Consider the following 14,775-nt stretch of genomic DNA (forward strand, 5'->3'; position numbering starts at 1 on the left):
TCATACTTTTTAACAAGACATTTGTTTATATAAAACTATTTAAAGAGTTTGCAGTAAAGGGTAACATGATGGATATGGCCATTGGTCTTATTATAAATACATCATCCAATAAAGACATTGATGTATTGATAACAAAATGTTATTACCGCCTTTATCATTAATGACCAACATATATAAATTTTTAAGATAAGTGTATTATTCTTAAAGATGCTATTATTGAGTCTAAAAACAAGAGAGATTATTACAGATGAAGTAGCAGTTTGTTATGGTACTTTTGCGGAAGCATTACTAGATTTTTTAATTATAGGCTTTACTATTTTTGTGGTTGTTAAGTTTTAAACCGCCTTCGAGACAAGTCTCATGATACAAAAGATAAATCAGTGTCTACACCTAAAGACATAGAGTTATTAACCCAATTAACAGACTTAATTGAGGAGCAAAATAAAATTTTAAAAGATAAAGAGTAATATCTAGAGTTTTATTGGGCTTTTATCCATATTTAAATCATCAAGCATGTCTTGCGTAAACTTGTAATGACCGCGACGCGTTATGATTTTAAACTTATGGTCTTTCATTCTTGTTAAAACATCTAAAAAACGCCATTTTGATTTTAATAGTTTAGGCTCTTCAGATTTTAAACTAATCTCAAAGTAGTGTTTTCTACCTGCTTTTTCAGCAACAATATCAGGAGTAATAGTAACATCACTGCCTTTTTTCATATACGATTTTGGAGTTTCGTAACCATCTAAATCAGCTTTAATATTATCAAAGCCTAAATTTTCTAAATACGTTAAAGATTCTTTTAAAAAAACGCTATTCTCTATTTTGTCTTGTGCTATCATATACTTAAATATACAAAAAAATATTGATTTTTCAAATTTTCAAATTGTAATGTGTTGTAATATAGATTTTTATGTTCTTTTGTCTTTTTTTTGATTTTCTAAATAAAAGGTTGATATTTGACTTATTATGATTGTATAATAATTTTTTTAAAGACCAGCTGATACTTTTCAGCAATTATTATGTTGAACGAATATTTCGTTTAGCTTTTATATATATGTTAATACTACAGTTATGCAATCAAATAAAATATCTTTCAAACAATTTATTACCTATTTTAAAATAGCCGTTACTGGCAAAGAACAAGATTTTACTTCTGTAAGCATTCGTCGTGCTGTTTTTATGTTGTCTATACCTATGATTCTAGAAATGCTTATGGAATCAATTTTTGCTTTAGTAGACATTATGTATGTGTCAAAAGTCAGTGTGAATGCGGTAGCTACTATTGGATTAACAGAATCTGTAATTACTTTGGTTTATGCCGTAGCTATAGGTTTAAGTATGGCAGCGACAGCCATTGTGGCAAGACGCATAGGCGAAAAAGATTTAAAAAACGCATCTCAAGCTGCTGTTCAAGTTATCATGTTAGGTGTTGTGGTAGCTATTATTATAAGCATTGTTGGTTTGTTGTTTCCAAAAGAGATTTTAGGACTTATGGGTGCTGAACCAGAGCTTATAGCAGAAGGTTATGGATACACACAGGTGTTACTTGGTGGTAATGTAACCATTATGTTGCTATTTCTCATTAATGCCATATTTAGAGGAGCAGGAAATGCATCTGTAGCTATGTGGACCTTGATACTCTCAAATGGTTTAAATATCATTCTGGACCCTATATTTATTTTTGGTTTTGGGCCTATTCCAGAAATGGGTGTAAAAGGAGCTGCTATAGCCACAACAATTGGTAGAGGTACTGCAGTGTTATTTCAATTAGTTATTTTGTTTTATGGTTACAGTAAAATAAAAGTAGGTCTTAAAGATATTGTGCTAAAGGTGCACGTTATGCTAAATTTAATAAAGGTTTCTCTTGGTGGTATTGGACAATTTTTAATAGGAACATCTAGTTGGGTTTTCTTAATGCGTATTATGAGTGAGTTTGGTAGTGAAGTTTTAGCAGGTTACACAATAGCCATTCGAGTTATGATGTTTACGTTAATGCCTGCCTGGGGAATGAGTAATGCAGCAGCAACACTTGTTGGTCAAAATCTTGGAGCTCAAAAACCAGATAGGGCAGAGCAGTCTGTATGGAAAACAGGACGTTATACAGCATATTTTATGGGGTTTGTGTCATTAATATATTTAGTTTTTGCAACACAAATTATTATGCTCTTTAATACACAACCAGATGTTGTAAAGTATGGAAGTTTATGTTTACGAATTCTAGCAGCGGGTTACATATTTTATGCCTACGGTATGGTGGTTATTCAGTCGTTTAATGGAGCAGGTGATACAAAAACACCTACGTATATTAACTTTTTTTGTTTTTGGTTGTTTCAATTGCCATTTGCATATTTAACAGCAATAGCATTAGATTTCGGACCTATTGGCGTATTTTTATCCATAACTATTGCCGAAATTTTAATAGCTATTATTGGAATTATTTGGTTTAAAAAAGGTAAATGGAAACAGGTTAAAGTCTGATAGATTATTTGTAATTTTAGACATCACAAACTTTTATTGTATGTCAGAAGAAAAATTAGGCTTAAATACCATTTGTACACATATAGGGGAAATTAAAGATGAGCAATTTAAAGGTGCTGTGTCTCCAATATATATGTCTACTTCTTATGCTTTTGAAAATGTTGTTGTAAAGCGTTATCCTCGCTATTTTAATACACCAAATCAAGCTTATTTATCAAAAAAAATAGCAGCTTTAGAACATGCTGAAGCAGCGATGATTTTTGCATCAGGAATGGCAGCTATTAGCACGGTATTTTTTGCTTTATTAAAAGCAGGAGATCATATAGTGGTTCAAAATACACTATATGGCGGAACAGCAAATTTTATTCGAGAAGAATTCCCAAAGCATGGTATTGAGTTTACGTTTACAAATGGTTATAACGTGTCTGATTTTAGTGCGGCTATTAGGCCTAATACTAAAGTGATACATATTGAGACGCCTTCTAATCCGCTATTAACAATAACAGATATTAAAGCGGTTGCTAGTTTGGCTAAATCTAACAATATTATATCTACTATAGATAACACGTTTGCAAGCCCTGTAAATCAAAACCCTATAGACTTAGGGATTGATATTGTAATGCATTCTGCAACCAAATATTTAGGCGGTCATAGTGATATTTTAGCAGGAGCAGTTGCTAGTTCTAACCAGCATATGGAAACTATATGGAATGTAGGAAAAAATTTAGGAGGTAGCTTGAGTGACTTTACTGTTTGGATGCTAGAACGTAGTATAAAAACTTTAGGATTACGTGTTAAAGCACAAAACAGGAATGCAAAAAAGTTAGCAAAATTTCTTCAAGATCATGATGCTGTAAAAAAAGTTTATTATCCAGGGTTAAAAAATCACCCGCAACATGCATTAGCCAAATCTCAAATGAAAGGTTTTGGAGGAATGCTTTCTTTTGAATTAATAGATAGTTTGAATGCTAATGAGTTTTTAAGCGCATTAAAACTTATAAAACCCTCTATGAGTTTAGCTGGTGTTGAAAGTACAATGCTGCTACCTTACAGTACTTCACACGCCTTATTAACGCAAGAGCAAAGAGTTGCATTAGGAATAACAAACAATTTGATTCGTTTTTCTGTTGGTATCGAGTCAAAACGCGATTTAATGCTAGATATAGAACAAGCTATACAGTCTATTAATAGTTAGCAAATGCTTTCAAAAGATTAAATAGAAATTTAAAAAAGTAACTTTCATCGATTCTAAATTAAATAGTAAACGTTCGTCGCAATACGATTTCAAGGAGCTTTGTCAGGTTTTTCCTGATTTAGAGCCTTTTGTTTTTGATAATAAACAAAATCATTTAACTATTGATTTTGCTAACCCAAAAGCCGTAAAAGCACTCAATAGAGCGCTACTATTATCAAATTTTAATATTAAATATTGGGATTTTCCTGATACAAATTTATGCCCGCCAATACCAGGACGTTTGATGTATATTGATGCTATTTCAGATTTATTGCTTGATTCTAATATAAAGAAGAATATACACGTTTTAGATATAGGAACAGGTGCTACCTGCATTTATCCATTATTAGGGTATTCAAAATATCAATGGAATTTTACAGCTACAGATGTAGATAAAACGTCATTAAAGAATGCCCAAGTTATCATTGATAAAAATAAACTTAACTCATGCATTTCATTACGCTTTCAAAAAGACGCGTCACATGTTTTTAATGGTATAATACAGTCAGAAGATTTATTTTCAGTTTCAATGTGCAATCCTCCATTTTATAAATCTGAAAGTGAAGCCAATCAAGCAACAAAAAGAAAGTTGAAAGGGTTAGGGAAATTAGAAAAGGAAGTGACAAGAAACTTTAGTGGTAACTCAAATGAATTGTGGTATCCAGGAGGCGAAAAGGCATTTTTACATAACTATTTATACCAAAGTTCACTTTATAAAAGCAATTGTTTCTGGTTTACAACTTTGGTGTCACAAAAAGAATATATAAAATCAATGAAAACATCATTGAAAAAACTAAATGCCAATAAAATTAAAGTTTTAGATATATCATTAGGAAATAAAAAAGTAAGAGTAGTTGCTTGGACATTTTTAACACAAGCAGAGCAAAACAGTTGGAGCAGATAACAGAATGCGTGATATTTTGTAATTTGCCATAGAATAAAACAATTAAGAAAGAGAAAAATAATCACATGAAATTAGATATACTAGCAATAGGAGCGCACCCAGATGATGTAGAATTAGGCTGTGGAGCAACTATTGCAAAAGAAATAGCCAATGGAAAAAAAGTTGGTATTATAGACCTTACAAGAGGAGAATTAGGAACTAGAGGAACAGCAGAGACTAGAAAGGAAGAAGCAGAAAACGCTGCAAAAATTTTAGGAGTGTCTGTGCGAGAGAATTTAGGGTTTGCTGACGGGTTTTTTGTTAATGATAAAGAGCATCAGCTTGCTATTATAAAAATGATAAGAAAATATCAACCAGAAATAGTGCTTTGTAATGCTATTGATGATAGACATATAGATCATGGAAAAGGCAGTAAACTTGTAAGTGATGCTTGTTTTTTAAGTGGGCTTATAAAAATAGAGACAAGTGAAGATAAAAAACCTCAAGAGCCATGGAGGCCAAAACATGTTTATCATTATATACAATGGAAACATATAGAACCAGATTTAGTGGTAGATATTTCAGAATTTATTGATGTAAAAATGAAGGCTGTAATGGCTTATAAAACACAGTTTTACAATCCTGATGAGAAAGGACCACAAACACCAATATCTAGCAAAAACTTTACTGATAGTATTAATTACAGAGCTAGAGATTTAGGTAGGTTAGTAGGTGTTGAGTATGCAGAAGGGTTTACCGTAGAGCGCTATGTGTCAGTGAATAGCTTATTTGATATAAAATAAATTGAAAAAAGGTTTTGTAGAAAAAAGGAAATGATTTACATTTGCAGTCCTAATTAAAATGGTGGTTGTAGCTCAGTTGGTTAGAGCGCCTGATTGTGGTTCAGGAGGTCGTCGGTTCGAGACCGATCTTCCACCCAAAAGACAAAGCTTCACAGAAATGTGGAGCTTTTTTTGTGTTTAAAACTTAAGAGGTTATTAGTTTATGTTTTGTTTTTTTAAAACGTAAAAAACTTGAGAATTCATAAATCCATAAAGAAACTTAAAAGGTGAGTATTCTTTTTTTATAACTTTTAATCCAGCATCATCAAATAAGGCTTCTAAATTTTTATGATTAAAGCCTATATGAGTACCAATGTATCCTTCTTCTTGTCGAGGAATTTTTAATCCCAAAAAAGATTTAAAGATATTCTTTAAGGTTGCATCTTCTTTATTTTGACCAATACAAAATCGGATTATATTTTTTGTTAATCCAGAAAAACCTATTTCTAAAGGAACAGATATAACAATCTTTCCAGAGTCTTTAGTTCGTTTTTTAAGCTCCTGTAGGTGTTTTTTCTGATTTTTGATAGAGAAGTGCTCTAATACTTCTTGGCAACTTACTATGTCAAACTCTAGAGAGTTCAACGTAGATAAGTTTGATGTTATGGAGATGTTTTTGAGGTTATTCTCTTTAATGGTTGTTTTTAATTCTTCAAACATAAAATCTAAAGGATCATAACCATACAGTTTTACATTTTTATGAGCATCGTTAAGACATTTTAATAAATAGCCGTCACCTGTTCCAAAATCTAATAAAGATTGATTTGCTTTTAAATCTATAAGCTTAATAGTGACATCAAATCGTTTTTGATGTGAAAATCTTTTTATTAGAGATTTGTTGTTTCTAGTATATTCAGCGTACGCCATAATTGCTAATAATGAGGTGTAAACTTAATAAAATAAAAAAGCTTTCCTTACAATGGAAAGCTTTTTTATATATAATGTAAATCAAAAAGTTTATTCAGGCTTTTTGTCAACTGTAATTTTATTACTTCTATTAGCAAGTTCCCAAGCTGTGTAAAAAATAAGACGTGTTCTATTTTCTAACAAATCGTATTCTATTTTATCAGGAGTGTCAGATGGTTTGTGGTAATCTGCATGAGTACCATTAAAATAGAATATTACAGGAATATTGTTTTTTGCAAAATTATAATGATCAGATCTGTAATAAAAACGGTTTGGATCATTATCATCATTATAGGTGTAGTCAAAATTAATTTTAGTGTACTTGTTGTTCACTTCTTCTGAAATATTATGAAGTTCGGTACTTAATTTATCACTTCCTATTAAGTAAAGATAGTTTCTGTCATCCTCATGTTTAGGATCAACTCTACCAATCATGTCTATATTTAAATCAGCAATAGTGTTTTCTAAAGGAAAAATAGGGTCTGTATCTGTGTAATATTTAGAACCTAATAATCCTTTTTCTTCACCGGTAACATGTAAGAATAAAATAGAGCGTTTAGGCGTATAACCATCTTTCATAGCTGTTTTAAATGCTTCAGCAATTTCTAAAACAGCAACAGTTCCAGAGCCATCATCATCAGCGCCATTGTATATTTCACCATTTTTTATACCCTCGTGGTCTAAATGAGCAGATATAACAATAATCTCATCTGGTTTTTCGCTACCTTTTATAAAAGCAGCAACGTTTTCTGAAGTAAACTCTTTAGCTACTTTTTTATAGGCAATGCTTATAGGTTTCTTTATTGTTGTAGCTTTATCGTTGGTTTCTATATCGCTTAAAATTGATGAGGCTAATTTGTTGTCTATTAAAAAATATAACATGTTTTCAGCATCATCATTTAGAGACATTCTTGATCTTGAAGCACCAAAACGTAATTTAGCCATTGAATAAATTTCTGGGTAATAGAAAAGTACGGCAGCAGCTCCTTTTTCTATAGCAACATCTCTTTTTGAAGCAAAAGCTTGTCTGAAATTAGACCATTTAGATGTTTCGCTAGTACCGCTTATAACATAAGTACCATCAGGATTTTTTGGTTCGCCAGCTTTGATTAAAACAACTTTTCCTTTTACGTCAATATCTTTGTAACTAGAGTATTTATCATCTTCAATCCCGAAATCTGCAAAGATAACTTCATTAGCATTAATGTTTATATCATTACTTGTAGATACAGATAAGAAATCGTCTGTAATATTAAAAGCTTCTCCGTTAAAAGAAAGTGCTACATTAGGTATATCTAGTATTTCTAGTGGTACTTCTTGAAAATAATTGTTGTCTGGAAGCGCAGAAGGAATATTTAATGCTACATACTGATCTTTAAGATAGTTTACAGCCATTTTTTGCCCTGGTTCTCCAGTTTCTCTACCCGCAAATTCATCTGAAGCATATGTGTAGAGTAGGTCTTTTAATTCTGCAGATGTAATAGTGTTTGCGTAAGTTGTTGGGTTTGCAGTAGCAGCATCTTTAGTTTTTGCTGGCTTTTCTTGAGTTGACCCACAACCAAACATTAATAACGCAGTACTTAATATAAGGTAAGTGTTTTTCATTATTTATAGTTGTTGAAAATTGAAATGTATTGTAAATTATATAAAAAGGGTTGAAAACAGCCTATTTATTTTGCGATATTACAAAAAAAAGAAAGATTTATTGGTTTAATGTAAGGTTGTTTTAACAAACTTTAACAAACTCCTAAATAAAAAAAGATAGCCTTTATACAAGCTATCTTTTTAAAAATTTGTTGTTGTTATGTTTATTCGATATCAATGTCTTCTAAATCTAAACCTTCTAGTTCTTCAATAGCTTCTTCTTCTGAAGCTTTTTCTTTTTCCTGAAGTTCTTCAGTATTACCAACTTTTGTTTCAGTAAAAACAGCTTTGTAACTAGCAAATGATAAAGCTATGATAGTAAGTAAAAAGATTAAAACAACTGTTTTTTTTGAGGTGCCAGATTTATTTGACATTACAAAAGCAATAAATCCACAAATAAAAGCTATTGCTGCAGGTATAAATGCTAAATTAGAAAGTGGTAATAAAGCTAATAAAACAGCTAGAACAGCAGAAATAATTCCTAAAATTATAAATAGTTTTCTCATAAGTTTAATTTTTTAAGCCTGTTGCAGATTTAATTTTTAATTCACCATTTCCAACAGGGATTTTGAATTTAGCATACACAGGAATTTTGTTTGAATCTGCAGTAAGCCATATCAAATTGTCGTTAGATCCTTTTAAAACGTCACTATTACTTAATGAAATAGCAAGTTTGTAGCAATTTTTTTTACCAATTGATGTGTTAATGGTTTCGGTTCCAAGGTATCTAAAGTTTACCGTGTTTTCTTCATTATCAAAAATAACAGTAAAAGATTTTGTTGTTCCTGTAGCGTAGCTAGAAAAATCAAGTGTTCTTAATTTGTACAACGTGCTAACTAAGTCTCTAGTAGCGCTACCAATCTTGATTGTTTTATTTTCTTCCCAGAATTTACCGTCTTTTCTTTTTTTACGTTTTAAGCTTTTTACAGTACCTGTTTTATGACTGTATTTGTATTGCATAAACTTGTAATAACCACCTTCGCTAATATCTCTTTTGTAAAGGTAAGGTGTTAGTGTTTTTGGGCTAACATAACTTTCGTATAAATCACGAATTTTAAAAAAACTATCCCATTTACTGTAAGTTGTAGCTGTACATTTTAGCCTAAGTAGTGTAGCGCTAGATGTTTTTACTTCACTGGTTTGCATAGTAACTTCAGCTAAATCAGTTAAGATGCCTGACATATTATATGATGCAGTATAAGTAAGTTTTTCTGAATTACCAACAGCAGAGTTTTGTGCTTGTGTAAATACAGTAACAAATAACAACATTAAGGTAGTGATAAGACGCATATTTTTTTCATTTAGAAATAATAACGAAATAGTTATCATTTATTGTGCCGAAAATACAATTGTAAAGATTAGTATACTAATTTTTTAAAATGAAATATCTAAAATATATTTTATTAACTTTATTATCTATAAACTAACTTATTACTGTAAAAAAAACTAAACTATGATTAAAAAAGTATTTGCCTTATTGATGTTTATTGTGTGTTATAGTAACAACACTTTTTCTCAACAAACAGAAGCAATAGCTTATTTAGGAAAAACCCTTAACGTCCCCGAACCGCTAAAAACAAACGAAAGGTTTTTTAAGTTTGAATATAATATGGCAGAAGCAAGAAAAGCGTTTTTAGCAAAAGATTATGAACGAACAGTTTATTATGTGAAAACAGCTGAAAGAGATGGAATTCATAGTAGCGCTTTTTGGTTTTATTTAGCAATTTCTAAACTAAATTTAGGAGATGAAGGTGCTGGAAAAAAATACTTGAAAATAGGTTTTGCAGAACAAGGTTGCTGGGAGTGTGGAGAAGCTTTTGAAAAAATCTTTGGTGAAAAATTAAAATATTAATAAATAATAAAAAAAACCCGTAATGTTTAAATTACGGGTTTTTGCGGAGAAAGAGGTAAGTGAACCTATCTCTTAATGCCTTTATTTATTACTGTTTCAGTCCTGTACCATTATGAGGTCACCTAATAGGTCACCTTTAAAACCTTGTGTTAAAGATACGAAATTTACTTGATTAATCCTCGTACTTTACTGATTTCAAAGCCCATAAAGTCGCAAAATTCATCAATAGTAACTAATTGGTGTGACTCTTTGTTAAGGTGCTCTTTAATCTTATTGATTATAGTTCTACCATAACGCTCACTTTTACCTGTTACCACTTGCACGTCTTTAGGGTAAATACAGATTCTACTCATTCACTTTAAATTTAAAATTAATACTCTAACTATACTTTAGCTATACCGTAGCTGTAAAGCTCTTATATACAATATACGACAATTTTCACAATGAAAAAACTATCTATTTCGGAAGTTTTGGCAAGTTATAAACACTTCGGAAGCTCTTATAACCAGTGTGTTAGATATGTTCGTATATTTAAATATTCATCATCAAAAAATATAATTGTTATGGCAAGATTAAAAGGTATTATTAAACTCGAAGGTACGTTAGATAATTTGACGTTTTACAAGGGTAAAGAAGGCTATTTGGTAAAGACTAAAAGCGGTGTTTCAAAAGAGCGTATTCAAAATGATCCAGCGTTTGAGCGTACGCGAGAAAATGGTTCTGAATTTGGTCGTTCTGCATCTTCTGGTAAATTATTAAGAACTTCTGCAAGAAACTTAATGATTAAAGCAAAAGATAATAGAGTTTCAAGTCGTGTTACGCAAGTAATGACAAAAATTAAAAACTTCGATACATCCTCTATAAGGGGTGAAAGAAATGTGGCAACAGGATTGGCAACACCAGAAGGTAAAGCGGCTTTAAAAGGCTTTGATTTTAATAATAGAGCTGTTTTAAGTGCGGTTTTATTTGCTCCTTTTAGCGTTGATGGTTCTACAGGTGAAATTTCAATCCCAAATTTAACGCCTACAAACGATATTGCTTATCCAAGTGGCGCAACTCACGTTAGTTTTACTTCTGCTTTCTTAAAAGTTGATTTTGATACTACAGAAAATGCAATTGAGTACAGTCCGACTGTAAATATTCCAATTGATTCGACTTCTGCATCGCAAACATTAACTCCAGCAGGTGTGCCAACAGGTACAGGAAACGATGTATTTCTTTTATTAGTAGAGTTCTTTCAAGAGATTAACGGTGTTCAGTATCCGCTTAAAAATGGCGCATATAACGTTTTAAACATCGTAGAAGTGGCATAAGTTTCATTCTGACCTTTGAAGCTGAAAGAGTCCTATGGTTTTGTATCATAGGGCTTTTTCTTTTTACTATTATTTTTTTAAAGAAAACAAAAAAAGAAAGCTGATGCTTTGGTAGCGTGGATGATGCTGTCAAGGTTTTTGAATAAAAGTTTTTTATGTTAATACGTTTAATGAAATAGAAGAACTATTTTGAAAAAAGTTTTATTTAAAACCCTTTAGGGCTTGACCTTTATAGCATATAGCGTTGGCATTAGGTAGCTACCTATATTTGCTATCTTTTTTTATTTTATTATGTACTGCATTTTCAAGTTAAGCACAATTTAAAGGTTTTCAATTATAGCTGTATGTTACTTGATATTTGTTAACGAAATGAAACAAACAAAGACTTGAGATAAGGAATACTTGGACTTAACGATGGTTTTGTGCAGATGAATGAGATAACTAATATTTTAACTTACCTCATCTTACTACTGTTTCAATATAGCTCAAAATTTGATTTTAAGTTCTAAATTGAGCGTTGGCTATAGCGGATATTTTACATAATGACCGTTATAGCGCTTTTAGTTGCTATAACTACGCATTATGTAACATAGCTTGGGTGAGTTTAGGGTTTTATGATAGAATAATAACAGAATAGCTTATTGCTGTTTGGTTTGATTTTATGAAAAACCAAAGCTGTAATATGCTATTACCTAAAAGACAGAAAAACGCTAAACTTGTTAGGTGAGCGGAACAATACAAAAGACAGAGGATTTTGAGGCACGAAAAAATTGGGTTTTGGGTTGTGGGGAATAAAAAAGAGCCTTCCGAAAAAGACTCTTTCATTATTGCTTAATGGTCGTGATTTGAATGGTCATCACTTTCTTCTTCACCAGATTGATTCATCATCATTTCGTGGTCGTATTTACAACAACCTGGTAAACCATCATATGCTTCTTCATCACCTGCTACTTTTTCGGTATCATATCCTGAAGCTGCGATTGCTTTATGGATTGCCATTGCATCGGTTTTTGTATCATCAAAAGACACATCAATCTTCTTTTTATCGACATCCCAATTAGCACTTGCAACACCTTCAACACCGTTAGCTGCTTTTTCGATAGTGTTTTTACACATTCCGCAATTTCCTCTTACACCAAAAGACAGGTCTGTCATTGCCATATCTTTTGACATTTCAGTAGTTGTGGTTTCTGTTTCTTTTTTGGTTTCGTTTTTACAACTTGTTAAACCTAATGCTGCTATTACAGCTACACTTAAAATTACTTTTTTACTCACGTCGATTACATTTTTGTTTTTGTGTTCGTGATTTTTCTTTGAAAAATTCATTGTTTAAAATTTAATTGTTATTACTTGATTTATTATTCTATTACTTGTTTTACTTCACCACAGGTTAGCATTGCTTCGCCAAAATATGGATTGATTACTTTTTCTTCTTTGCTTAACCAATAAGCACCATTATTGTTATCTGCCATTGGACAAAATTCTACATAGACCTTTTCATTGATACCAAATAGTTGTACAGCATTGATTAGATGTGATGATAAATGTTTAAAATGGTCTCTTTGTGATTTTATATCGGACGTTTCAGAAATTGAAGTTGCAGAAGATTTTATTTCGCCTTCTAATGACATCCAATGGTTATGCGCCTTATTATCTGACAACAATTTCATATCTACTTTGTTCAATTTATTTAATAAAGTTGTTGCGTTTGCTGAAGTACTTATTGAATCTTCTTTTACTAAAGCATCTTTTAAATTGATATACGCATTGTAAACACTATTTAACTGTTGTTGAAATTTCTCTGATACTTCCAAACGCTCATTCATATTAGTGTGGTCACTTTCTTTGTTAGATGCATTGTTATCCATACCTAAATGACCTTCGTGTCCAGTCATTACTTTACCACCATCTTTATTCATCATAGACTTTTTGCCTTGTAATTGTGCTGCTGCATCAACCGTAAATGTTCCGTTAGTCACTATTTCATTTCCAACAAATAAACCTTCTACAACTTCATATTCATTACCAATTTGATTGCCTAATTTAATTTCACGCATTTCAAAAATAGGTTGGTCTGGATTTGTTTTAAGGTACACCACAGAACGTTCACCTGTCCATAATACAGAAGATGCAGGAATTGATAATACTTCATCATTTTTAGCTGTACTGCCTTCAATATTTGCGGTTACAAACATTCCTGGTTTAAATACATCGTCCTTATTGCTTAAAACAACACGTAAGGTTACAGTTCTTGTTTTCGTGTTTAAAACTGGGTCAATGAAATCAACTTTACCTTTAAACTCTTTATTAGGATAAGCATTGGTTGTTATCATCACTTCCTGTCCTTTTTTAAAGCGGTCAATCTGATTTTCATACACATCAAAGTTTCCCCAAACTGTGTTGAGATTGGCAATTTTTAATAAGGGTTGTCCTTGTTTGATGTAATCGCCTTGCTCTACCAATTTTTCTGTAACAGTACCCGAAACGGTTGCATAAACAGGAAAGTTTTCTTTTACTTTTCCTGTTTCTTCAATCTGGTTGATTTGATTTTCAGAGAGTTTCCATAATTTCAATTTATTACGGACTGCTTTGTATAAAGCAGGTTGAGATTCTTTTAAAGAAGCTGCTGTGATTAATTCTTGTTGTGCTGCATAGAGTTCAGGCGAATAAATGGTTGCCAATAATTGACCTTTACGAACTTCTTCGCCTGTAAAACTCACATTCAAACGTTCAATTCTTCCAGCGAAATAACTTACCTGTACTGCATTGGCTTCTTCGTTTTCAGCAATTTTACCAGATAACTTTATGGTGTTGCCTTCAACATTTCCCTTGCCTACAACAGTTGTTTGAATATTGGCTAATGCCATCGCATTTTCTGTTAGTTTAAATTGGTCTGCCATTAAGCCATCACTTCCGCTTTCCGCAGGAATTAAATCCATACCACAAATGGGGCAGTCGCCTGGCTCTGGTTGCATAATCTGTGGATGCATAGAACACGTCCACATTTGATTGGTTGCTGCAACCGCATCGTGATTATGGTCTATTTCTTCATTTGATGAGCCACCAAAAAGCAACCAACCCAATAACACACCTACTACGAGTATGCCAATATATATGACTATTTTATTATTTTTCATTCTCTAATCGTTTTATCATTGCTTTCATTTCTTCTATTTCTTTACGTTGTGCTTTTATAATGTCTTCTGCTAATTTTTTAACTTCTGGGTCTTGAATATCTGCTCTTTCACTTGTTAAAATAGCGATAGAATGATGTGGTATCATTGCTTTCATCCATAGTACGTCACCAATGATTGGTGCTTGTGTTCTTACTAATCCTAATGCACCTACAAACAGGATAAAACTACCTGCAAGTATGGCTATGTTTTTCTTTCTATCATTATACATTTTTCGCATAAAAAACCACATTATTACTGCCATTGCTGAAATACCTAAACAGGTCATATAAAATCGGGTTAAGCTAAACCACACGTGGTCTATTGCATAGGTGTTTAGATACATTGTGATGTACATTGCTACAAATGAGCAAGCCAACATTATAAAGAAGGTTTTGTAATTTCCTTTGTTTGAGTGTTCTTTTGAATTTCCCATAATTATTTGAT

General features: G+C 31.8%; 17 protein-coding genes and 1 tRNA gene. 9 read left to right on the top strand and 9 right to left on the bottom strand.

Annotated features, from left to right (window positions below; translation table 11 throughout):
• Positions 1 to 29: 29 nt before the first annotated feature.
• Together ABD690_RS10105 and ABD690_RS10110 are read left to right on the top strand one after the other, a co-directional pair.
• Positions 30 to 161, top strand: coding sequence for an MscL family protein (locus ABD690_RS10105; protein WP_344730277.1), 132 nt, complete (start codon positions 30 to 32; stop codon positions 159 to 161).
• Positions 162 to 216: 55 nt separating this feature from the next.
• Positions 217 to 339 carry a hypothetical protein gene (locus ABD690_RS10110; protein WP_344730057.1) on the top strand — a complete coding sequence of 41 codons (123 nt, stop codon included), beginning with the start codon at positions 217 to 219 and terminating at the stop codon, positions 337 to 339.
• A gap of 131 nt (positions 340 to 470) precedes the next feature.
• Here ABD690_RS10110 and ABD690_RS10115 read toward each other — a convergent pair whose 3' ends face one another.
• Positions 471 to 842 carry a hypothetical protein gene (locus tag ABD690_RS10115; RefSeq protein ID WP_344730059.1) on the bottom strand — a complete coding sequence of 124 codons (372 nt, stop codon included), beginning with the start codon at positions 840 to 842 and terminating at the stop codon, positions 471 to 473.
• A 232-nt stretch (positions 843 to 1,074) separates the two neighbouring features.
• Here ABD690_RS10115 and ABD690_RS10120 point away from each other — a divergent pair, with 232 nt between their 5' ends.
• The 5 genes from ABD690_RS10120 (at position 1,075) to ABD690_RS10140 (ending at position 5,537) form a co-directional block, all read left to right on the top strand.
• Positions 1,075 to 2,481 (top strand): MATE family efflux transporter, encoded by a 1,407-nt coding sequence (locus tag ABD690_RS10120; RefSeq protein WP_344730061.1) that lies wholly within the window; start codon positions 1,075 to 1,077, stop codon positions 2,479 to 2,481.
• A gap of 40 nt (positions 2,482 to 2,521) precedes the next feature.
• Positions 2,522 to 3,676 carry a trans-sulfuration enzyme family protein gene (locus ABD690_RS10125; protein WP_344730063.1) on the top strand — a complete coding sequence of 385 codons (1,155 nt, stop codon included), beginning with the start codon at positions 2,522 to 2,524 and terminating at the stop codon, positions 3,674 to 3,676.
• A gap of 46 nt (positions 3,677 to 3,722) precedes the next feature.
• On the top strand, positions 3,723 to 4,619 hold the full coding sequence (gene rlmF, locus ABD690_RS10130; RefSeq protein WP_344730280.1) for a 23S rRNA (adenine(1618)-N(6))-methyltransferase RlmF: 897 nt from the start codon (positions 3,723 to 3,725) through the stop codon (positions 4,617 to 4,619).
• A gap of 65 nt (positions 4,620 to 4,684) precedes the next feature.
• Positions 4,685 to 5,401: a bacillithiol biosynthesis deacetylase BshB1 gene (gene bshB1 / locus ABD690_RS10135; RefSeq protein ID WP_344730065.1), complete on the top strand. Its 717-nt coding sequence runs from the start codon at positions 4,685 to 4,687 to the stop codon at positions 5,399 to 5,401.
• A 60-nt stretch (positions 5,402 to 5,461) separates the two neighbouring features.
• Positions 5,462 to 5,537 (top strand) — tRNA-His (locus tag ABD690_RS10140).
• A 59-nt stretch (positions 5,538 to 5,596) separates the two neighbouring features.
• Here ABD690_RS10140 and ABD690_RS10145 read toward each other — a convergent pair.
• The 4 genes from ABD690_RS10145 to ABD690_RS10160 all read right to left on the bottom strand — a co-directional run bounded on the left by ABD690_RS10145 (position 5,597) and on the right by ABD690_RS10160 (position 9,280).
• Entirely contained in the window at positions 5,597 to 6,307 is a 711-nt protein-coding gene (locus ABD690_RS10145) for a class I SAM-dependent methyltransferase (RefSeq protein ID WP_344730067.1), read from the bottom strand.
• 90 nt (positions 6,308 to 6,397) lie between these two features.
• Complete coding sequence (locus ABD690_RS10150) at positions 6,398 to 7,951, bottom strand: M28 family peptidase (protein ID WP_344730069.1); 1,554 nt, start codon at positions 7,949 to 7,951, stop codon at positions 6,398 to 6,400.
• A gap of 203 nt (positions 7,952 to 8,154) precedes the next feature.
• Entirely contained in the window at positions 8,155 to 8,496 is a 342-nt protein-coding gene (locus ABD690_RS10155; RefSeq protein ID WP_344730071.1) for an FUSC family protein, read from the bottom strand.
• 4 nt (positions 8,497 to 8,500) lie between these two features.
• Complete coding sequence (locus tag ABD690_RS10160) at positions 8,501 to 9,280, bottom strand: DUF3108 domain-containing protein (protein WP_344730073.1); 780 nt, start codon at positions 9,278 to 9,280, stop codon at positions 8,501 to 8,503.
• Positions 9,281 to 9,443: 163 nt separating this feature from the next.
• On the opposite strand from ABD690_RS10160, the gene ABD690_RS10165 reads away from it, so the two are divergent.
• The gene (locus ABD690_RS10165) at positions 9,444 to 9,842 is read left to right on the top strand and encodes a hypothetical protein (RefSeq protein ID WP_344730075.1); all 399 of its coding nucleotides are present in this window, start codon (positions 9,444 to 9,446) and stop codon (positions 9,840 to 9,842) included.
• Positions 9,843 to 10,006: 164 nt separating this feature from the next.
• On the opposite strand, the gene ABD690_RS10170 is transcribed toward ABD690_RS10165, so the two are convergent.
• Positions 10,007 to 10,195, bottom strand: coding sequence for a hypothetical protein (locus ABD690_RS10170; protein WP_262733644.1), 189 nt, complete (start codon positions 10,193 to 10,195; stop codon positions 10,007 to 10,009).
• A 210-nt stretch (positions 10,196 to 10,405) separates the two neighbouring features.
• Between ABD690_RS10170 and ABD690_RS10175 the strand changes: the two genes are divergently transcribed.
• The gene (locus ABD690_RS10175; RefSeq protein WP_336128804.1) at positions 10,406 to 11,155 is read left to right on the top strand and encodes a hypothetical protein; all 750 of its coding nucleotides are present in this window, start codon (positions 10,406 to 10,408) and stop codon (positions 11,153 to 11,155) included.
• Between the two features lie 831 nt (positions 11,156 to 11,986).
• Here ABD690_RS10175 and ABD690_RS10180 read toward each other — a convergent pair.
• The 3 genes from ABD690_RS10180 to ABD690_RS10190 are packed head-to-tail and all read right to left on the bottom strand — an operon-like array spanning position 11,987 to position 14,764.
• Positions 11,987 to 12,481 carry a heavy-metal-associated domain-containing protein gene (locus tag ABD690_RS10180; RefSeq protein ID WP_051881039.1) on the bottom strand — a complete coding sequence of 165 codons (495 nt, stop codon included), beginning with the start codon at positions 12,479 to 12,481 and terminating at the stop codon, positions 11,987 to 11,989.
• Positions 12,482 to 12,513: 32 nt separating this feature from the next.
• Positions 12,514 to 14,292 carry an efflux RND transporter periplasmic adaptor subunit gene (locus tag ABD690_RS10185; RefSeq protein WP_054851355.1) on the bottom strand — a complete coding sequence of 593 codons (1,779 nt, stop codon included), beginning with the start codon at positions 14,290 to 14,292 and terminating at the stop codon, positions 12,514 to 12,516.
• On the bottom strand, positions 14,282 to 14,764 hold the full coding sequence (locus ABD690_RS10190; protein ID WP_344730091.1) for a DUF305 domain-containing protein: 483 nt from the start codon (positions 14,762 to 14,764) through the stop codon (positions 14,282 to 14,284). The genes ABD690_RS10185 and ABD690_RS10190 overlap by 11 nt, the downstream gene beginning before the upstream one ends.
• Positions 14,765 to 14,775 lie beyond the last annotated feature (11 nt).

The sequence above is a fragment of the Corallibacter vietnamensis genome, from assembly GCF_039537875.1.
GTDB classification, from domain to species: domain Bacteria; phylum Bacteroidota; class Bacteroidia; order Flavobacteriales; family Flavobacteriaceae; genus Corallibacter; species Corallibacter vietnamensis.